Origin of the sequence: Methanosarcina sp. (genome assembly GCF_035390745.1) — an archaeon.
In the GTDB taxonomy this organism is placed as follows: Archaea; Halobacteriota; Methanosarcinia; order Methanosarcinales; family Methanosarcinaceae; genus Methanosarcina.
Genome location: NZ_DAOOUJ010000012.1, coordinates 1 through 18,179 on the forward strand (window position 1 = coordinate 1; position 18,179 = coordinate 18,179).

General features: G+C 41.1%; 19 protein-coding genes. 11 read left to right on the forward strand and 8 right to left on the reverse strand.

Features of this window, described 5'->3' with window-relative positions; all coding sequences use genetic code 11:
• The first annotated feature begins 271 nt into the window (after positions 1-271).
• The 8 genes from PLL47_RS04900 to dapB all read left to right on the forward strand — a co-directional run bounded on the left by PLL47_RS04900 (position 272) and on the right by dapB (position 6,829).
• A complete protein-coding gene (locus PLL47_RS04900; RefSeq protein ID WP_324445084.1) occupies positions 272-1,159 on the forward strand; it encodes a DUF8471 domain-containing protein in 888 nt (295 codons plus the stop codon).
• A gap of 2 nt (positions 1,160-1,161) precedes the next feature.
• Positions 1,162-2,037, forward strand: a complete 876-nt coding sequence (locus PLL47_RS04905) for a CPBP family intramembrane glutamic endopeptidase (protein WP_324445085.1) — start codon at positions 1,162-1,164, stop codon at positions 2,035-2,037.
• 85 nt (positions 2,038-2,122) lie between these two features.
• The gene (locus PLL47_RS04910; RefSeq protein ID WP_324445086.1) at positions 2,123-2,941 is read left to right on the forward strand and encodes a hypothetical protein; all 819 of its coding nucleotides are present in this window, start codon (positions 2,123-2,125) and stop codon (positions 2,939-2,941) included.
• 101 nt (positions 2,942-3,042) lie between these two features.
• Positions 3,043-3,807 (forward strand): heparan-alpha-glucosaminide N-acetyltransferase, encoded by a 765-nt coding sequence (locus PLL47_RS04915; protein WP_324445087.1) that lies wholly within the window; start codon positions 3,043-3,045, stop codon positions 3,805-3,807.
• Positions 3,808-4,190: 383 nt separating this feature from the next.
• Complete coding sequence (locus tag PLL47_RS04920) at positions 4,191-4,532, forward strand: hypothetical protein (protein WP_324445088.1); 342 nt, start codon at positions 4,191-4,193, stop codon at positions 4,530-4,532.
• Between the two features lie 382 nt (positions 4,533-4,914).
• A complete protein-coding gene (locus PLL47_RS04925; protein ID WP_324445089.1) occupies positions 4,915-5,109 on the forward strand; it encodes a 30S ribosomal protein S17e in 195 nt (64 codons plus the stop codon).
• Between the two features lie 56 nt (positions 5,110-5,165).
• Positions 5,166-6,041, forward strand: coding sequence for a 4-hydroxy-tetrahydrodipicolinate synthase (dapA, locus tag PLL47_RS04930; RefSeq protein WP_324445090.1), 876 nt, complete (start codon positions 5,166-5,168; stop codon positions 6,039-6,041).
• Positions 6,038-6,829 carry a 4-hydroxy-tetrahydrodipicolinate reductase gene (gene dapB / locus PLL47_RS04935; RefSeq protein WP_324445091.1) on the forward strand — a complete coding sequence of 264 codons (792 nt, stop codon included), beginning with the start codon at positions 6,038-6,040 and terminating at the stop codon, positions 6,827-6,829. The genes dapA and dapB overlap by 4 nt, the downstream gene beginning before the upstream one ends.
• 181 nt (positions 6,830-7,010) lie before the next feature.
• Here the strand turns inward: dapB and PLL47_RS04940 are convergent, their stop codons facing one another.
• The 3 genes from PLL47_RS04940 to PLL47_RS04950 form a co-directional block, all read right to left on the reverse strand.
• Positions 7,011-7,403 (reverse strand): hypothetical protein, encoded by a 393-nt coding sequence (locus PLL47_RS04940; protein ID WP_324445092.1) that lies wholly within the window; start codon positions 7,401-7,403, stop codon positions 7,011-7,013.
• 55 nt (positions 7,404-7,458) lie between these two features.
• Positions 7,459-7,785, reverse strand: coding sequence for a hypothetical protein (locus PLL47_RS04945; RefSeq protein WP_324445093.1), 327 nt, complete (start codon positions 7,783-7,785; stop codon positions 7,459-7,461).
• A gap of 107 nt (positions 7,786-7,892) precedes the next feature.
• Positions 7,893-8,348 carry a DUF5788 family protein gene (locus PLL47_RS04950; RefSeq protein WP_324445094.1) on the reverse strand — a complete coding sequence of 152 codons (456 nt, stop codon included), beginning with the start codon at positions 8,346-8,348 and terminating at the stop codon, positions 7,893-7,895.
• Positions 8,349-8,938: 590 nt separating this feature from the next.
• On the opposite strand from PLL47_RS04950, the gene PLL47_RS04955 reads away from it, so the two are divergent.
• The gene (locus PLL47_RS04955; RefSeq protein ID WP_324445095.1) at positions 8,939-9,430 is read left to right on the forward strand and encodes a hypothetical protein; all 492 of its coding nucleotides are present in this window, start codon (positions 8,939-8,941) and stop codon (positions 9,428-9,430) included.
• 240 nt (positions 9,431-9,670) lie between these two features.
• On the opposite strand, the gene pyrI is transcribed toward PLL47_RS04955, so the two are convergent.
• The 3 genes from pyrI to PLL47_RS04970 all read right to left on the reverse strand — a co-directional run bounded on the left by pyrI (position 9,671) and on the right by PLL47_RS04970 (position 11,648).
• On the reverse strand, positions 9,671-10,141 hold the full coding sequence (gene pyrI / locus PLL47_RS04960; protein ID WP_324445096.1) for an aspartate carbamoyltransferase regulatory subunit: 471 nt from the start codon (positions 10,139-10,141) through the stop codon (positions 9,671-9,673).
• Positions 10,138-11,064 carry an aspartate carbamoyltransferase gene (pyrB, locus tag PLL47_RS04965; RefSeq protein ID WP_324445134.1) on the reverse strand — a complete coding sequence of 309 codons (927 nt, stop codon included), beginning with the start codon at positions 11,062-11,064 and terminating at the stop codon, positions 10,138-10,140. Before pyrB ends, pyrI begins: the two co-directional genes overlap by 4 nt.
• 104 nt (positions 11,065-11,168) lie before the next feature.
• The gene (locus PLL47_RS04970; RefSeq protein ID WP_324445097.1) at positions 11,169-11,648 is read right to left on the reverse strand and encodes a DUF5788 family protein; all 480 of its coding nucleotides are present in this window, start codon (positions 11,646-11,648) and stop codon (positions 11,169-11,171) included.
• A 397-nt stretch (positions 11,649-12,045) separates the two neighbouring features.
• Here PLL47_RS04970 and hxlA point away from each other — a divergent pair, with 397 nt between their 5' ends.
• Together hxlA and PLL47_RS04980 are read left to right on the forward strand one after the other, a co-directional pair.
• Positions 12,046-13,275 carry a 3-hexulose-6-phosphate synthase gene (hxlA, locus tag PLL47_RS04975; protein ID WP_324445098.1) on the forward strand — a complete coding sequence of 410 codons (1,230 nt, stop codon included), beginning with the start codon at positions 12,046-12,048 and terminating at the stop codon, positions 13,273-13,275.
• A gap of 315 nt (positions 13,276-13,590) precedes the next feature.
• Positions 13,591-14,106 (forward strand): hypothetical protein, encoded by a 516-nt coding sequence (locus PLL47_RS04980; RefSeq protein WP_324445099.1) that lies wholly within the window; start codon positions 13,591-13,593, stop codon positions 14,104-14,106.
• On the opposite strand, the gene recQ is transcribed toward PLL47_RS04980, so the two are convergent.
• Positions 14,098-16,767, reverse strand: a complete 2,670-nt coding sequence (gene recQ / locus PLL47_RS04985; protein WP_324445100.1) for a DNA helicase RecQ — start codon at positions 16,765-16,767, stop codon at positions 14,098-14,100. The two genes, PLL47_RS04980 and recQ, sit on opposite strands and share 9 nt — an antisense overlap.
• Before the next feature lie 983 nt (positions 16,768-17,750).
• Entirely contained in the window at positions 17,751-17,900 is a 150-nt protein-coding gene (locus PLL47_RS04990) for a hypothetical protein (RefSeq protein WP_324445101.1), read from the reverse strand.
• Positions 17,901-18,179 lie beyond the last annotated feature (279 nt).

An 18,179-nucleotide genomic window follows, 5' to 3' on the forward strand; every position in this document is an offset into this window, starting at 1 on the left:
CAAAAAGAAATTATGGAAAAATTGAATTTATGCGCTTAAAAAAGCGGAAGTTAGGTTTAAACTTCCTTTTTGAATCCTCTATTCTGTTGCAGCAACAATATCTAAATGTTGATTACTGTAAGTGAGTGAAAAATTTAGAAAAGATATAAATAAGTGGGGTACAAGTGTAATAATAAATATAAAAAGATGCCTTTTGAGAAGATTTGCAGAAAGCTCACATAAGTATAAATTGTAGAAAGATAGAATACTAAATATTTTCGCAGTGATAAAAATGGCTGGAAACAGACAACCTCCTCTCGACCTGCTACTCGTTGCAGGTCTTGTAATCCTTACAGATATTTTCGTACTTGTCCCCGCACTCAGCGGAAGCTTTCTGCGCACAGTCTTCGGACTTCTTCTTGTCCTATTCCTGCCAGGATATGCCCTGACAGCAGCTCTTCTTCCTGCAAAAAAAGATCTGGAAGGAATTGAGAGAGCACTGCTCTCCTTAGGGTTAAGCATTTCCATAGCTCCTCTCATGGGACTTGGAATGAACTATACTTCCTGGGGAGTCAGGGAAGTTCCTGTGCTCACAGGCCTTTCGATTTTTACTTTATTCATCTGTGGAGTGGCATATTATAGAAGAGTTCAGTTACCTGAAGACGAAGCTTTTAGTGTTACAGTTAAAACCTCCATCTCGGCTCTGAAAGAAGAGTTTTTGGAGGAACATGGTTCTGGAGCCGACAAAGCACTTGCAGCGTTACTGGTGATCTCTATACTGGTATCTATTGGCAGCCTTGCCTATGTAATAGGAAATCCCAGAGGAGAAGAGAAATTCACCGAATTCTACATCCTGGGACCTGATAAAGTGGCTGAGGACTACCCGACAGAATATGTACTCGGGAACAGTGGAACTGTTGTTGTAGGGATTACAAACCATGAGTATAGAACTGTAGATTATACACTGGAAATCAGGCTTCAAAATCGATCTCTGCCTCTTCCAGAAGATCAAAAATACATCAGCCTTGAAAATAATGAATCATGGGAAGAGCCAGTCACTTTTACTCCAACTATAGAGGGAAAGAATATGAAACTGGAGTTTCTGCTTTTTAATGAAACTGAAAAAAGTGTGCCTTACAGGAATACGCACCTCTGGATAAATGTCACAAAGGAGATCTGAAGATGGCGTCTCCAGACTATCCAGCTTCTGAACTGAAAGCAGGACATCTCTCTTTGCCGGAGCCTGGGAAAATGTTCAAAATTCAGACTAATGAAAAAATAGGGTTTTTACAAAAGTTGTTCTCCGCAGGAGCTCCTGTTATTGCTATTGCTTTTGCCGAGTTGTTAATTTTTACCGGACGGATAAAAGAGGCCGCAATAGCCTACACACTGCTTCTTATCATCCTTTCACTTTCGATAATAGTCTCAACAAAACTTGAAATACGCAGGGTTCACCAGACATTAATACTTCTTCCAGTTCTTCGGCTGGTAAATCTTTCAATGCCTATCTATTTTGAATCAAACCTTTACTCTTTCGTATTCATGTACATTCCAATGACAATTCCAATAACAATCATAGCCGTTCACCAGGAAATCCCAAAAGAGGGAAAGAAGGATTTACTCAAGAAAATGGGGATTTATCTGCCCTTCTCTCTGCTTGCAGGTTTGATCTTCGCAGAAGCAGAGTATTTAATTGTCCAGACCAAACCTCTCATTCCGGATCTATCGCCTGTTAACCTGCTGGAACTCACAGTTATAATGATTTTTGTGGTTGGCTTGATAGAGGAACTTATTTTCAGAGGGATTATCCAGACAAGACTGGAAGAGTTTTTAGGACCTGCAGGAGGAATTCTTCTTGCAAGCCTCCTGTTCGGGATAATGCATTCAAGTTATGGCACTCTTTATGAAATAGCATATACTTTTCTTGTGGGGGGTATAATGGGGTATTTCTTTTACAGAACGAAAAGTCTTCCTCTAATGGTAATGATTCACGGTTTCATAAACATATTTTTATTTGGACTGATTCCGAATCTGGGTCCTGGACTGGGACTGGTATAAGAAACTATACGAAAAATTAAGAAAAGGATTAGACAGAGCACATAAATTAGATGAGTTCATTGAAGTCAAATCTGGGAGGAGTTATATGAAGTTTAACGTGCTCAAACTAAACAGGATCAGATTAAATCTCCTATTCTGTTTGCTCATTACATTTCTCCTGTTTTTCGGGACCACAGTCTCATCTGCAAATGCTAAAGTAATAGACTGGGAAGTAACCCCTGAAATCCCGAAAAGTGGGGACACGCTCATAATCAGCGGGCTTGCCTCGCCTGAAGAAGAAGTGGAGATTTCTATTTCTTTTGAAAAGACAGTGCCTGTTTACATGAAAGAATATGCTTACGAGTTCGAAAACATTGAGTTCCTCAATTTTAATAACCTTTTTACCTTAAGGGCAGAAGGGGTAGAGAGCCTTAAAGTAAAAATGAAAATGATTCTCTCAAAAACAGAAAGTGCCTGGGCAGAAGAGGGTATAGCTATCGTATCCTATTCCGGAGTTTCCCCTGGGGAGTATAAAGTCAGAGTAGAAGGCACTGCAGAAGATGGGGCTTCAGGTGTTAACCTGAAAGTTACCACCGTTCAAAAACTGAAAGCTGGAAAAGACGGAAGATTCAGTTATATATACAGAACGGAATCAGTTCCTTCAGAAAAACTTGAGATAAGACTTGGGGATTCGAAAAGAGAAATTGAATTTGGTTCAAAAAGCAGCATTTACCTGACTGAAAGCTCATGGGACGAAAATAACACTGTATCTGCGACTGCTGGAGAAATCCTTCCAAAAGAACCAGCAAAGGAGCAGAAAAATCAATCACAAGAGAACCAGATAACTAATTTGTTTTGTTTGCTTGCCGGAGTCCTGGGAGGATCTGGATGTTTACTGGTAATCAGAAGAAAACAGAAAAAGTAACGCCTTTCTGGGCCTGCGTCCCGCAGATTATATAAAATACGGCTTTCTTTAAAGAAATCTGAAATTTCATTAACGGGATTCAGGCAGTTGGAGAACGATATATGGAAAGGCGCTCAAGCCGCTTCTGGGAAATTGATTGTCTGCGTGGTTTAGCTGTAATTTTAATGCTTGCATATCACTTTCTCTATGACCTCGATTTTTTTGGAATTGCTGATATTGAGTTAAGGTCAGGAACTTTATTATACATAGGAAGAGGTGCAGCTTTTCTGTTTATCCTGATATCCGGAACTGCCCTTTCCATCAGCCGTTCAAGAGATCTTAAGAACATAATCTCGGGAAAAACTATGGAGAATTTTTCCAAATATCTAAGAAGAGGGTTAAGACTCTTTTCTATGGGACTTATAATTACAGGAATAACCTGGATTTTCTTTCCAGGACAGTATATTCTCTTTGGGATTCTGCATTTTTTCGGGGTATCAGCAGTGATTGCCTACCCTTTCCTGAAATACGGAAAAGAAAACCTTCTCTTCGGTCTTTTTTTTGGGATAACAGGATTATATCTCAAAGACAGGACTTTCGGGTTTTCTGCTCTTCTCTGGCTGGGCTTAAGACCCGAAGGCTTTGTGACCCTGGACTATTTCCCTTTATTTCCCTGGTTTGGAGTACTTCTTACAGGGATTTTTCTTGGGAACTCTCTTTATAAAGGTGGAAACAGGCAGTTTAAACTCCCCGAAGCCGATAAATTTCTGCTTCAAAAACCTTTTTCCTGGATTGGAAAACATTCCCTTTCTATATATTTTATCCACCAGCCCCTTTTCCTTGGGCTTTTGCTCCTGAATGGGCTTCTTGACCCGAGAATGCTGTGAAATTTTCAGAATAAATTAACTATCTTCTGACCAGATATCAGAGTTCAAAGAAGACTACAATTTTTTCGCTTTTTTGGCAGAGAGAATTAATCGAAAAAACTAAACCTGCTAGTTTTATATACTATTTAGAGTACCTGATTTTTGCTCTATTATCAGGCTATAATTACTTTCAGCAATCCTGTTCACCAGTAATTTTCGACATAGGCTATTACCGACAGTATTATCACATCTAATATTGTCACCTGCTACAATATAGAGAAATCATATCGTTATGCAGATCCTGCACTTGCTCCTGAAAATTTATCAGTTTGATTTGTTCCATATATAGAGAAAAAATTCCCGAAAATAAGCCTGTAAAAGAGAGGAAGTGCGAAACCAAAAAAATGGAGAAAAGAATGTATCTGGAAATTGCAATGCTTGCCTATTTTGTAGTTCTCTTCCTGACAATTCGGGATATCCGAATTTTTAGAAGAACAGGCTATATTTCCTACAGGAAAGGTGCCCTTAAGGGGCTTGCAGCTTCTTCCCTGATCCTTATAGGGGCTATTAGCATTGAAGCAAAACCGGAAATTGGCCTGCTCATTATTTTATTCGGACTTACTGTCAACCGTAAAGGAGAAAGAGAACCTGTATTCACAAACGCAGGAACACTTGACCGTTTTCTGGGAAAAACTGACTATATAAAGAGAAAGAAATGCAAGTTAAGAGAAAGTAGAAACAAGTAAAGAGAAAGTAAAAACAAGTAAAGACTCAAAAAAATAAGACTAAACAAAGACAGGCGGAATCAAATAGCAGAGATTAAGAGAAACAGAGAAAACAAACAGAAGAAAAAATACTTATAGAAAAGGCAGGGGCGTTCCCAAAAATATTTTTTTCACCCCAAAACTTATAAATCTCAAGTTACCTATTAGTCGACAAAATCAGTATAATCAAATTTTTGTATCCAGTTTCCGCTAAATCATTATCGGAAATCGAAGAAAACCCATATTATGGAGCTGCTTCTTTTTCCGACTTCACATTAATCATAATTCACATGGAAACATTATTGGAAAACCGCAAAAACTTGAATAACTGGAATAAAAAAACAAAAATCCAAGAGGAGATACGATGGGAAATATAAGAGAGACAAACATCAAAAGAACCGCACTCAGCCTGATTGAAAACTATGGAGACGTTTTTACAAAAGACTTTGAGACAAATAAAGCACTTGTGACAAAGTATACAACCATTGAGAGCAAAATAATTAGAAACAGGGTTGCAGGCTACGTCACAAGAAAAGTTGCACGCATGAAAGTCTACTGATAAGTTTACTGAATGGATAAAGAACTAATTTCCGGGAAACAGGCAGGGATATCTATATGTTTGAAGGAACAATGCCTGCCCTGATCACTCCTTTTACTAAAGATGACAGGATTGACAGGGAAGGCCTACAAAGGAACATAGCGTTTGTTGAAGACGGAGGGGTTTCAGGAATCGTGCCCTGTGGCACAACCGGAGAATCGGCAACCCTTTCCGCAGCGGAGCATGAAGAAGTAATAGATATTGCAGTGGACTGCGCAAAGGTTCCTGTGATTGCAGGAACAGGCTCAAACAACACATGTGAAGCACTCCAGTTCACAAAACACGCAGCAGATGCTGGTGTTGACGGTGTACTTCTTATTTCTCCCTATTACAATAAACCAAATTCTGCAGGTCTTCTTGCCCACTTCAAGAAAATTGCAGAGGCAGTAGATATCCCTATGATCCTCTACAATGTCCCATCCCGGACAGGGCAGGATATGCCTGTAGATGTGATCACCAAACTTGCAAAAGTAGAAAACATCGTTGGAATCAAAGAAGCCAGCGGGAACGCCGCCAAAGTTTCTCAGATCCTTGAGCAAACTATAGATGATGACTTTGTAGTCCTCTCAGGAGAGGATGGGCTGACTCTTCCGATTATTTCCATGGGAGGCAGAGGAGTCATTTCGGTCGCTGCAAACATTGTACCTGACAAAATGTCTGGAATGGTAGATGCAGCCCTCAAAGGAGATTATGAGACTGCAAGGAAGATCCACTTTGAGATCGCTCCACTGATCCGTGCCCTTTTCCTTGAAACAAATCCGATTCCTGTTAAAAAGGCTGCAGAGCTTGCAGGGCTTGCAAGCGGGCACCTGAGGCTTCCACTAGCGCCCATAAGCGACGCCAATCAGGAAAAGCTTGTAAATGAACTGAGGAAACTTGGGGTAATGGAATGATCAACGCAGCAGTACTCGGAGCCTGTGGCAGGATGGGCTCTTTAATTATAGAAAACATCACCTGCTCCACAGATATGCAGCTAGTCGCCGCATTTGACATAGGGAATATAGGAAAGGATGCAGGGGAATTTGCTCATGTGGGTAACCTGGGAATTCAGATTTCAGATGTCAAAGACCTGGAAACAGTCCTGAAAAAGACCCAGGCTGATGTACTTATTGATTTTACTGCAGCCTGCGCGACTGTTGTAAACGCTCCTATTGCCGCCAGATGCGGAGTAAACCTTATAATAGGAACCACAGGCCTGAATCCGGAACAGCGGGCAGTAATTGATGAAGCGATCCGGAAGAATCAGGTACGTGCAGTCATATCACCTAATTATTCCGTAGGTGTTAATGTCTTTTTCAAAATAATAAGGGAAGCTGCAAAGTATCTTGCAGATTACGATATCGAAATTATCGAAGCTCATCACAACCAGAAAAAGGATGCTCCAAGCGGGACCGCTCTTCGCGCAGCTGATGTAATCAGCGAAGCCCTGGGCGGAAAAGAGTATGTATACGGAAGAGAAGGAATCGCACCCCGCGGGAAAGAAATCGGTATCCATGCAGTGCGCGGCGGAGACATCACCGGAGACCACACCGTTCTCTTTGTAGGGAACTCAGAAAGGGTTGAAATCCGTCATATGGCTCACTCCCGCCAGATCTTTGCCAAAGGCGCAGTCCGTGCAGCCGAATGGATCTGCGGACAGAAACCTGGAATTTATTCCATGGATGATGTGCTCGGGTTGTAAAGGTTTGGTTTAAAATAATTAATTGTAAAGGCTGACTGCTGATAATCGTTCAGGTCAGCTTTTATCTTTAATCGGGATCATATTTTACTATCTATTTTTGCACTATTTTTACTTCTTTCTTGTTCTTCTGTTATTCTTCAGTCTTTTCTTAGTTTGTGATGAAGCAAATCTGAAATTGACCTCAGACAGTTGTTTCGCCTATAAGAAGAGGCTGACCTTCCGCATAATCAGCATATAGTTCTACTTCAACAGTATTCCAGGGCTGGACATTTGTGTTATACGTTTCCGTTGACCTGTTGTCAAGCGTAAATCCAAATGTATAATCCACAACCTCAAGTCCGGGAACAAGGAATCTGAAAGGTTTGGCATGGTAAACTTCCTCTCCTGCTGAAAGTTCGTATGTCTTATCGAGTATGGAATTATTTTTCGAGTCGTAAATCTCTACTCGGAGTTCATGAACTTCGACATCGTGGTTTCGGACAGAGAAAAGAGGAGTAGGAGGTCCGGCTATAATGTAGGGAACAACTACAAACAGCGATACGAGTATCAGTACAAGAAAGAAAATCCAGAGCATTAGACTTCTTCGAGAGCTTCTCATAAAGATTCCATCTGATCTCAATTATTAAATCTCAATTACTTACATTGAGCAGCTTCAACATTTCTTCCAGCTCTACAGTCTCTCCCTCGCTGACAGCTTTCCCGTCTTCAGTTAGGGAAAATTTACCCTGGAAACAGCCACAGACCACAAAATGCATAGGATCCAGATCTTTTGTAGTCGGATCTGTGTCTTCATCCAGGAAAAGCAGGACATTTTCTCCGGGCTCAAAAGAGGGGGCATCCTCCACATCCAGTGTAAAGTTTCCGATTGTACCTCCCGGTACTCTAACAATAACTTCGCTCGAAGAGAGTGAAGTCTTAAGATATTCGTCCACAAAAACTATAACATCCCTGTACATAAATGTCTATTAAGATTTTTGCGTTTGTGAGATCAAAAAGCTCACGGGATGGCGACTGATGAAAAATTCACTCTAAAAATCCACAGGGAAAACAAAAAACAAACTCATTATTTCAAGCTTTTAATAAGGTCCTGAAAGCGCTTTTCATCCACAAGCTTCTGGGTGTTGAGCATCCTCTTAAATTCATCTACGCTTTTTTCCCCGCCTTTTCCTTCAAGCTTATCTTTCAGTTCCATTGCCGCCCGCAAAAGCCCGGTTGCTTCTCGATAGAGGGCTTCTGCTTCTGCCACTGTAAGTTCTTCAGTTTCGAGCAGCTCTTCATATGCTTTTGCCTTTTCCTTCAGTTTAGGGATAAGAGCCCTTATTCTGGCACTTTCATCCGGGCTGAAGATTTTTTCTTCCCCAGGATCACATACCATATCCCGAAGCCTGTACTCCTCGCCATCTATCTCCACACTTTCAGGGATTTTTTTACCGGCCCAGGAAAATTCACTCCTGAGGCTCCAGAGGAGTTTATTGCGCTCCTGATAACTTATGTATTCTGCCTCTGTTTCGCTGGTCATTCTCTCATCTTCGAGCATAAATTATTTCTTTGAATCCAGATCTACTTTTATGATTTATCCGCCCGTTCTCATATTCTTTTCCATTCCGACTCCGAAAAAAGTTTAAATCTACATCCAGAAGTCAGTAATTTCTTACACTCGACCCGTCTCTGGAGCAAGAATTAATCACATGTTCAAGCCAGTTAAACTGTGCTCAAGTTTCATTAGATTCATTTTTTTACTGAATTATAGTTTTCAGTATTAAGTTTTTAAGGACAATTATGTAAATAAATCGATCTGTTTCATATTTCGATTATCTTCAAGCCCTCTATTTTGATAAATAAACAATAGCATTATGCCTTAAAGAAGAAGAGAAAAAAGTTCTTGCATAGAAGATATATGATTAAAAAAAGTATTCCATCCAAAACATAAATATTAATTTTATACAGATAAGTATTAAATAATTTAGAGAATTATTATCTTTTGGGGAATTTAGATAAACTGACAACCAGATAGGGAGCCTGGGGAAGAGGTAGAAGTTAAAATTTAATAATTCCTTTTCTGGAATTGTCAAATCTTTTCCTCTATAAATGAAAATGGGAGTGAAAAACATGAGGTATTTGACAAAAATCTTAGTACTGACAGCTTGCCTGATCGCATTGAGTGGAGTTGCAGCAGCCAGTAGCTGTGGAAGTAACGAATGTACGCCTAAAAGTCCTGGTTACTGGAAAAACCACCCGGAAGCGTGGCCTGTGCAGACGATCACAATTGGTAACACCGGCTATGGTTATAAGACATATACTGTAGATGAGGCAATAGCGATTATGCAGCACCCGGTAAAAGGAGATAAAGTTTACACCATGTTCGATGCACTTATCGCCGCCAAACTGAACGGAGTAAACTGCTGCCAGTCCTACGATGTAAAAAACAAAATAAAAGAAGGAGATCTTTGGATGAGTATGTACTACTTCGACAAAGATGAAACCCCGATAAAAGCAAGCGGTTTTGCCTGGCAGAACAGGACAAAAGTCGGATGCGGCGAAATCCCAGGTGGAGAAGCTATATACATGACACTTGATGCCTACAATAATGGACTGCTATAATTAAAGAACTGCATTAACAGAGCCAAAATCTCAGTTATCCATATGTGATTCCTCCCCCACCGGTTCTCTGACCACTGAGTTTCCGGTGGGGCATAAGGATAAAACGAAACAAAAAAGTAACAATTTAACCGGATTTAGTTTCTTCTTCCGGTTACAGCAAATTATTAAGTTTTTTAGAATTCATAATCTTTTCGTGAGATTTTCAAGCTGAAGCTTGAGCCAAAACTTCCATAAAAACATTTACAGTAAATAATCTGCAATCTCTTCAGAAATTACATGTTCGCAGTACAGGCAATGAAGGGAAACTCCTTCCTCTTCAGACTGCAGGACTGTAAATTTGGATTCGATAGGTTCATTACTATTTGATATGCAATTTGAGTTAGTACAGCGGACAACACCTTCCACATAAGAAGGAAGCACTACATTATTTTTCTGAACGACCTCAAAATCCCTTATGATATTGATTGTAGCTTTAGGAGAAATAAGAGCTATCCTGTTAAGTTCCTCAACACTGAGCTCCTTGCCTTCAATCTTAACAACGTCTTTTTTGCCCCGAGCCCCGGGAGCATTCATCACAAAACTGATAGTTGCCCGAAAAGCACTGGAGATACCCAGAATACGCAGGACATTCAAAGCCTGCCCGGCTTTTATGTGATCGATTACCGTCCCATTTTCAATTGCCTGGATTTTCAGGTCCCTTTTTTCTTTCATTCAATCACCCCCATTGCCAGGGCAAGCAGAGCCATCCTTGTCGGAACTCCATAAAAAGCCTGCTCAAAATAGCGTGCATGAGAAGTCGCATCAACATCAGGAGATATTTCATTTACTCTTGGGAGAGGATGGAGAATCTTAAGTCCAGGATCAGCACCTTTTAACAGGTCACCCGTAACCCTCAACTTATTTTTAACCTTTTCGTATTCTTCAGGGTCAGGAAAACGTTCCCTCTGGACCCGTGTCATATAAAGGACCTCAACATCCCCTATAATCTCCTCAAGAGAATCAGTTTCCTTTACGCGGATCTTTTGCTTCTGGAGGTCCCGGACAATTTCCTGAGGCATCCTGAGTTCTGGAGGCGAAACAAAGGTCATTTCTGCTCCGTATAAAGACAGAGCATGGCAGAGAGAATGGACAGTTCTCCCGTATTTAAGGTCTCCTGCCATGGCAATTTTTAAGCCCTCAAGATGGCTCTCCCTGCGGATAGTGTAGAGGTCCAGAAAAGTCTGAGTAGGGTGATGGACAGAACCGTCTCCTCCATTGATTATAGGGACGCTTGCAAATTCCGCAGCCATTCGTGCCGACCCATCAAGAGGATGACGCAGTACGATAAGGTCGGCATATTTACTTATCACGCGGATAGTATCAGCGAGGTTTTCCCCTTTCATGACAGAACTTGCCTCAACTGCGCCCAGATTTAGTACCTGACCTCCGAGCCTCCGCGTAGCAACCTCAAAAGACAGTCTTGTTCTTGTACTTGGTTCGAAAAAAAGAAGAGAAACTATTTTTCCATCCAGCAGCCTGGACTTTTCTTCCCCCCTGGCTACAGGTTCGAGTTTTTCTGCGGTATCCAGAACATAATCGATTTCTTCCCGTGAAAAATCTTTCATTGAGATGACGTGCCGGTTCTTGAATAACATCAATTTTTCATAAATGATGCCCTGAGATATAACCTTTGCTCCGGGAATTTTCCAGGATGGTGCTGCAAAGATAAAAACCAGATTCGCTTCGGAGCTATACGGATTTACTTTGACACGTTTTTCAGGAACTCAAGCCAGAGCTTGACATCTTTAACTCTCTGTGCATTAAACTTCTCTTGAAAGCGTTTTGTGCTCTCTTTAAGAGCACCGCTTTCAATCTCTTTAAGGTCCATTATTGCACGCAGCAAGCCTGCAGTCTCATGATACAGGGATTTTGCCTCTTCCTCTGTAAGAGGCTTCTCTTCAAGTTCCTTTTCATCCTCTTTCTCTTTTGCCGAGATAATATCGATGCATTTATCTATTCGGGACTTTTCGCCTGGAGTGAGGTTTTCTTTCTGAATAAGTTCCCACACATAGTTATGAAGAGGGTATCTCTTTCCCTCACACTCCACATAATCCGGGATATGCTGCCCTACCCAGAAGAGGCGGCCGTGTAGAGCAGATAGCAGCTGTTTTCGTTCCGCATCTGTGATATATTTGTGGGAAAAGTCTTCATTATCTTTTGATTTAAGGCTCTTTTCCATTAACTATCCCCAAAAAGTAAATTGCTCTCCCTGATCAAAAATTTTTTGCGGCAACCGTTTAATACAAAGATTTCTTTCAGCCGTATAGATGAACTCAGAAAAAAGGCTTTCAAAGAAAAAATTCAGAACAAAAAGCAACATAAATAATGAAGGAATCACATAGCAAAAAAAAGAACAGCAGCAAATGAACAGAATTAATAAATGAATCAAAAAGGATAATAAATGTCCAGTAAAAATTTAAGAGTAAAGTAAATTTGAGTATTAATTTAATTCAAAAAAAACAGAAGGGAAACCGATATAAAAATTCAATTTTCGCATTTTTAAGTTTCCCGATAGAGGTGATACTATCGTTCCCATAATTCAGGTTGCACTTGATCTTCTGGAACTTGACCGCTCAGTGGAGATTGCAAAGGAAGCAGTCGCAGGAGGAGCGGACTGGATAGAAATAGGAACTCCCCTGATCAAGAGCGAGGGCATGAACGCAATCCGCGCCATGAGAAAAGCTTTTCCGGACAGGACAATTCTTGCGGACATGAAAACTGTAGATACCGGAGCTATGGAAGTAGAGATGGCGGCAAAAGCCGGTGCAGATGTGGTTATTGTTCTCGGCAGTGCAGATGATTCTACAATTCTTGACGCACTCCGTTCAGCACACACATACGGAGTCAGGCTGATGGCAGACCTGATCTCGGCTCCGGACCCTGTAAAAAGAGCAGTGGAGCTCGAAGCTCTTGGTGTGGACTATATTAACGTTCATGTAGGTATAGACCAGCAAATGGTCGGAAAAGACCCGATATCTATTTTAATGGAAATTTCAGAAAAAGTGAATGTTCAGCTTGCAGTAGCCGGAGGGCTTGATACTGAAAGTGCAGCTCAGGCGGTCAGGGCTGGTGCCAGTATTGTGATAGTGGGAGGAAACATAACCCGTTCTGATAATGTAACCGAGGCTGCAAAGAAAATAAGGAAGAGTGTTGACTCTCCTGAATCTGTAGATATTCGGGACAGGGGAACCGTAGACCAGGAAATAAGGGAGATCTTTAAGGAAGTCTCTACCTCCAATATCTCGGATGCAATGCACAGAAAAGGAGCGATGAAAGGCATCCATCCTCTGGTAAGAGGAAAAATGGTAGGCACTGCAGTTACAGTGCAGTCTTTCCCGGGGGATTGGGCAAAGACCGTCGAAGCCATCGATCTTGCAAAACCGGGAGATGTAATAGTGATCTACAACGAGAGCAAGGACATTGCGTGCTGGGGAGGGCTTGCAACCCTGAGCAGCCTGAATAAAGGAATTGCAGGCGTGGTAATAGAAGGGGCTGTAAGAGATATTGACGAAGTGGAAAATCTTGGACTTCCGATTTATACAAGCAATACAGTACCAAATGCCGGAGATCCTAAAGGGTTTGGAGAAATCAACGCTGAAATCACATGTGGAGGTCAGGCTGTAAGACCTGGAGATTATATAATCGGTGACGAAAGCGGGGTTGTAGTTGTCCCGAAGGAACGCGCCTACGAACTCGCAAGAAGGGCAAAGGAAGTTAACAAAACAGAAAAGAGACTTTTTGATGAGATCCGGAGGGGTGGAACCCTTTCAGAGATTCTGGAGCTCAAGAAGTGGGAAAAACGTTGATAAAAGCTGTTCTTTGGAAAACTTCCGGAAACTGGAAGTAACAGAATAAAAAATGGAGAATAAAAAGCAGGATAAAAACCGGGAGTCAAAACCTGAATAAAAAAATGAACCAAAAAAACTTCTGGCTTATTTGCTTTCAGAATCAGGGTTTTTGGAGGCGCAGATGCAAAAGCCCTGATAATGAGAGGTATTCTTTTCCCGGGTTGCCCTGCTGGAGTTATAAGATTTCTCTAAATTAGTGATACTTACGAAGGGGAAACAAACTTATGGAACTTTTTTATAGATGAAGACGCATAACAGTATAAATAAATTAATATGAAAGATTCAAATGCTTCTCTAGGGGGTGAAGCTATTTTGGGTTCAGGATTCTTAAATAAATCCATAAACAAATCTTTAAACAAATTCATACGTAACGAGAAAGCCGTAAATCGTATGGTGGTCGTTGCCCTCGCGATGATGTGCGTGGGACTTCTTGCCCTTATGGGAGGAGCTGTACTCCTTGGAGGAAGTACGGAAAGAGCCCTGAAATCAGGAACTTTTACGCAGCTCGATGTTCAGATACTTGATTCAAAGAACCTGGAAATAGAACATAAGGGAGGAGATCCGATTAACCTTGGAGAAAACGCAAGCGTATACCTCCAGCACAATGGTATTGAGTATGAAATAAGCCCTGACCCTCCTGTTGTTCTTGAAGTTGCAAACAGTATGAAACTGTCCCTTCCTGAAGGAGTTGAACTCAAAGACGGAGATTCGGCTGTTATTACAATAAAGAACGAGAGGAAAAACAAAATAATTTACAGAAAAGAGCTTCTTTCGGGACCTTCAAGCTGAAGAAAGCATTTTAGAGAGCAGAAAAGCTCTTATAAGCTTTAGTTCCTCTTCCTGACAGCCCTCTCCCACTTTCATCCTGATCAGGGAGTTAATTTCAGTTTCCAGTACTTCCAGTGCTGATTTTATTTTCTTCTGCTTTTCAGAAGGTACAAGCCCTTCAATTTTTCTGACCTTTCCGGCAAGTACCAGTTTTTCGAACTGCCTGTAAACATTTTCCACGCTTAAACCTTCAATTTCTGCAATTTCTCCAATATTCAATCCCTGTACATAGAGTGAATAAGTCTTTTCAAGAGAAACCTTTTCAAAGAGATCCATATCAAGCATATTGTCAACTAACTCAGAGGAGCTGTTTTCAAGTTCTTTTTTACTAAAGCCGTCAGAAGAGTCTGCTTCAGACCAGTCCTGGATACTCATATCCAGATACCTAACCCTTTTTGCGGGAAGGCTGCGTGTTTTTAAAAGTCTTTCGGAAAGTGTGCCGAAGGATGAATTTTCTGATTTTTTCTCTTCACCGGCTTCCGAAGAAAGAGTTTTAATCCCAAATCCTTCTTTTTCAATTTCAAGCTCTGAAAGTGGAGTTTCATGTACAGGACTCTTTGAGCCTCTACTCTCTTTTTCGAATTCAGTACAGAGATTTTTGGAATCTTCGGCTTTCGCTGAAGGAGTCAGGTCGTAGTCCCTGCAATAATCCCTGATCTCTTTGAGAAAATCATCTCCATATTTCCGGAGTTTATGGTCTCCTACACCTGTAATAGAATGAAACTCTTCAGGGGTGCGCGGAAACTTTGAAGCCATTTCTTTGAGGCTTGTGTCAGAAAAAATGATGTATGGAGGAAGGTTTTTGTTAAAAGCTATCTGTTTTCTCAGAGCTTTTAACCGCTCAAAAAGAATGGGGTCGTGCTCTGTACCGGATCCTGGAAGTACTCCAGACCTGGCTTTTTTAAGAATATCAGTAGCAGTTGAATACTCACAGGAAGGAATCTGCTCATCTTTTTCGCCTTTTCCTGAAATTTTGCCTGCAGGAGCCGGCAGCGTAAGATTCTCTTCAGTTCCGGGTATAAAGCCAGCAGGACAGACAAGTTCAACGCTTTCCGAACCGTTCAATATTTTCCTGCTCATAGCGTTCAGTTTCAGGACAGGATACTGCACTCCGCTGACCTCCAGAAGCCCGATGTTCAGCATTTCAGAGGCAAGCGACCTCCACTGCTCCTTTGTGAATTCCTTGCCGCTACCATAAGCTTTCAATTTTTCATGGCGATTCTGCTTGATTTTTTTAGTTTTTGAACCCGTAAGTACATCAATAACGTAGTTAGTGCCAAAACGCTGGCTCAATTCCTGAATGCAGACAATCAGTTTTCTGGCAGCTTCAGTCCCATCAAAAGTGTTCTTGGGTCTAAGGCAGGTATCGCAGTTTCCACATGGCGTTGAAAGTTCCTCACCAAAATATTCCATGAGAGTCTGACGCCTGCACTTATTGCCTTCACAGTAAGCTACCATCTGCCTTAACTGAACAAGAGAGATATCCTTTTCTTTCTCATTTGTTTTCTGAGCTATAAAGTACTCAATTTTAAAGCGGTCTCCCCTGCTGAAGAAAAGGATGCATTCACAAGGGCTCCCGTCCCTGCCACCACGTCCTGTTTCCTGGTAATAGCTCTCAAGGTTCCGCGGGAGATCATAGTGAATTACAAAGCGGACATTGGACTTGTCGATGCCCATTCCAAAGGCAATAGTAGCCACTATTATATCCACATCATCTTTTATGAACATCTCCTGATTTCTGGCACGTTCGGAATCTGAAAGTCCGGCATGGTATGGAAGAGCCCTGAACCCGGCAAGGTTCAGTTTTCTTGTCAGGGTTTCGACATTGTTCCGGCTCTGGCAGTAAATAATTCCGGCTTCACCTCTGTGCCTGAGCAGGTAGTCAGTTATCTCTGAAAAAGTATCTTTTTTTGGCCTGACCTCGTAGTAAAGATTGCTCCGGTTGAAGCTGGCAATATAAGGACCTTTTTCCGGGTCGATATCAAGTCCAAGCTGGGAGATGATATCTTTTCGGACCCTCTCGGTAGCTGTAGCCGTAAGTGCAATAACGGGCACTTCAGGAAAACCGGCCTTCGAATCCCTGAGGAGTTTCAGTTTGCGGTACTCGGGCCGGAAGTCGTGCCCCCATTCCGAAATACAGTGTGCCTCATCAATTGCAAAGAGACTTACCTTGCCTTTCTTCAGAAAAGCAATGGTTCCAGGCATCATAAGCCTTTCTGGTGCAATATACAATACCTTCAATCGGTTTTCCAGAAAAGCTGTTTTAACATCCCGTATTTCTCTGGCACTCTGAGTACTGTTCATGCAGGCTGCAGCAATCCCATTCGCTTCAAGCCCGTCTACCTGGTCTTTCATCAGGGAAATCAGGGGAGAGACTACAACAGTAACTCCATCCAGAAGTAAAGAGGGCAGCTGATAGCAAATTGACTTGCCCCCTCCTGTGGGCATGAGAACAAATACGTCTTTTCCGCCCAGAACATCCCTGATGATTTCTTCCTGCAGAGGTCGAAAAGCAGTATATCCGAAGTACTGGCGCAATACGGAGTGCATTCTTGAAGACATTAACACTCTGGACTCAATTTCATTTTTACTATCCTTCAATACTCCGTAATCAGTACCCATTATTTCATCCCTGAACTTTCAGAACTCGTAATATGCCAGAAAAGATTCCGAGAAGCCTCTCGAAGTCAATTTACGTATGTTAAATTCCATATAAGCGGTTTACGACACCTGCACCATAATTATCTGTAAATCCACAATGCTGTGGTTTTTTGGATTCATCTTATTTAAGTTGCAGGTATGCAGGGTGAAAGTATTATGCGCCGGTATCCAGAAGATAAAGCACAACTCTCAACAAATTAGAGATGAGATTCTTTTCAAAAACCTGATAGAAGAACCATGTGGATCTTTTTTAATGAAACTATCAAGAGCCGAACTTTAGAAAGAAATTTATGTAATGACGACGTTTAACTTCATTAACAAACATGGTATGTTTGGAGAATAGCTCAAGATTAAGCGGTCATCATGTGAATAGATTAAGAATCCCCTGAATACATATTCCGTTCCAGTACCTCAAAACTTAAAGTCCTGTACTGAAAAGTAAAACCAAAGTAACGATGATGGTGCCTTTTCTTCGTGAAGCTGATAGGACTTAAGAAGAAAAGGTGAGGCCGCTAAGGCGGGAAAGCAAATGTGGAAGTAAAGAATGGGGGGAATGGAACGGCTATATGACCTCTTAATCAGGCATCCTCAGCGCCTGGGAAGTAGTGCCTGGTAAGAGGTAAAAGAAGTAGGGGGACAAAATATGGCCGCACATATCAATCTTTACTTCCACCGTTTGCAAATTAACTTATTTTTACTGAGATATGAATTTAAAGAATTAGTAACGCTGTAGTAATGCCCACGCGCCAATATAAATATTTGAGCAGTCCACATCTGTGATACTTTTTCTGTATCCAGAGTTTCAGAATTTCCATTCATAATTAAACTGTACTGATATATAAATGGAAGAATAAATATTCAGAAAAATATATCAGAAAAATTTTAAATTAAATGGAGCAAGTGTTAATCAGGCACTCAGGACAAAAAGTATGAAGGAACCTTCATTACTTCAGATCCATAACTCCTTTTTCCTGTGCCATCAGCTCAAGTATCTCAACTATTCTTTTCTGAGACTCTGCCATGCTCTCCAGAGACTTTGCGATACTCTCAAGCTTATCAATTACTTCATAATCTTCATTAACCATTCCTATCACTGACTCCCACTTGACATTTTTTATAGCAATATTTTGGAAAACCTTAATATATAATTGTAATTTTTGATTTTCTGCAGAAGGTTGAGAAGATCTCAGAATTTGAAAATTGACGTGTAAATCATTTCACTTACCTTTTTGCTTGATCTTGCTCTCTAACCCATATTTCCTATCATTATTCAGTGCCTTATTCTGCATATTTGTTAAAAAACAGAAATCTAAAGCTTTTTTAAAGTAGCTTACCAGCAGTAAGTTACTGGTCAGCAAGATGAAGTAAAGACA

Excerpts from the sequence above, each read along its gene's own strand:
- PLL47_RS04900 (WP_324445084.1), top strand. The coding sequence starts at position 272 with ATGGCTGGAAACAGACAACCTCCTCTCGACCTGCTACTCGTTGCAGGT.
- PLL47_RS04905 (WP_324445085.1), top strand. The coding sequence starts at position 1,162 with ATGGCGTCTCCAGACTATCCAGCTTCTGAACTGAAAGCAGGACATCTC.
- PLL47_RS04910 (WP_324445086.1), top strand. The coding sequence starts at position 2,123 with ATGAAGTTTAACGTGCTCAAACTAAACAGGATCAGATTAAATCTCCTA.
- PLL47_RS04915 (WP_324445087.1), top strand. The coding sequence starts at position 3,043 with ATGGAAAGGCGCTCAAGCCGCTTCTGGGAAATTGATTGTCTGCGTGGT.
- PLL47_RS04920 (WP_324445088.1), top strand. The coding sequence starts at position 4,191 with ATGGAGAAAAGAATGTATCTGGAAATTGCAATGCTTGCCTATTTTGTA.
- PLL47_RS04925 (WP_324445089.1), top strand. The coding sequence starts at position 4,915 with ATGGGAAATATAAGAGAGACAAACATCAAAAGAACCGCACTCAGCCTG.
- dapA (WP_324445090.1), top strand. The coding sequence starts at position 5,166 with ATGTTTGAAGGAACAATGCCTGCCCTGATCACTCCTTTTACTAAAGAT.
- dapB (WP_324445091.1), top strand. The coding sequence starts at position 6,038 with ATGATCAACGCAGCAGTACTCGGAGCCTGTGGCAGGATGGGCTCTTTA.
- PLL47_RS04940 (WP_324445092.1), bottom strand. The coding sequence starts at position 7,403 with ATGCTCTGGATTTTCTTTCTTGTACTGATACTCGTATCGCTGTTTGTA.
- PLL47_RS04945 (WP_324445093.1), bottom strand. The coding sequence starts at position 7,785 with ATGTACAGGGATGTTATAGTTTTTGTGGACGAATATCTTAAGACTTCA.
- PLL47_RS04950 (WP_324445094.1), bottom strand. The coding sequence starts at position 8,348 with ATGACCAGCGAAACAGAGGCAGAATACATAAGTTATCAGGAGCGCAAT.
- PLL47_RS04955 (WP_324445095.1), top strand. The coding sequence starts at position 8,939 with ATGAGGTATTTGACAAAAATCTTAGTACTGACAGCTTGCCTGATCGCA.
- pyrI (WP_324445096.1), bottom strand. The coding sequence starts at position 10,141 with ATGAAAGAAAAAAGGGACCTGAAAATCCAGGCAATTGAAAATGGGACG.
- pyrB (WP_324445134.1), bottom strand. The coding sequence starts at position 11,064 with ATGTTATTCAAGAACCGGCACGTCATCTCAATGAAAGATTTTTCACGG.
- PLL47_RS04970 (WP_324445097.1), bottom strand. The coding sequence starts at position 11,648 with ATGGAAAAGAGCCTTAAATCAAAAGATAATGAAGACTTTTCCCACAAA.
- PLL47_RS04980 (WP_324445099.1), top strand. The coding sequence starts at position 13,591 with ATGAAAGATTCAAATGCTTCTCTAGGGGGTGAAGCTATTTTGGGTTCA.
- recQ (WP_324445100.1), bottom strand. The coding sequence starts at position 16,767 with ATGGGTACTGATTACGGAGTATTGAAGGATAGTAAAAATGAAATTGAG.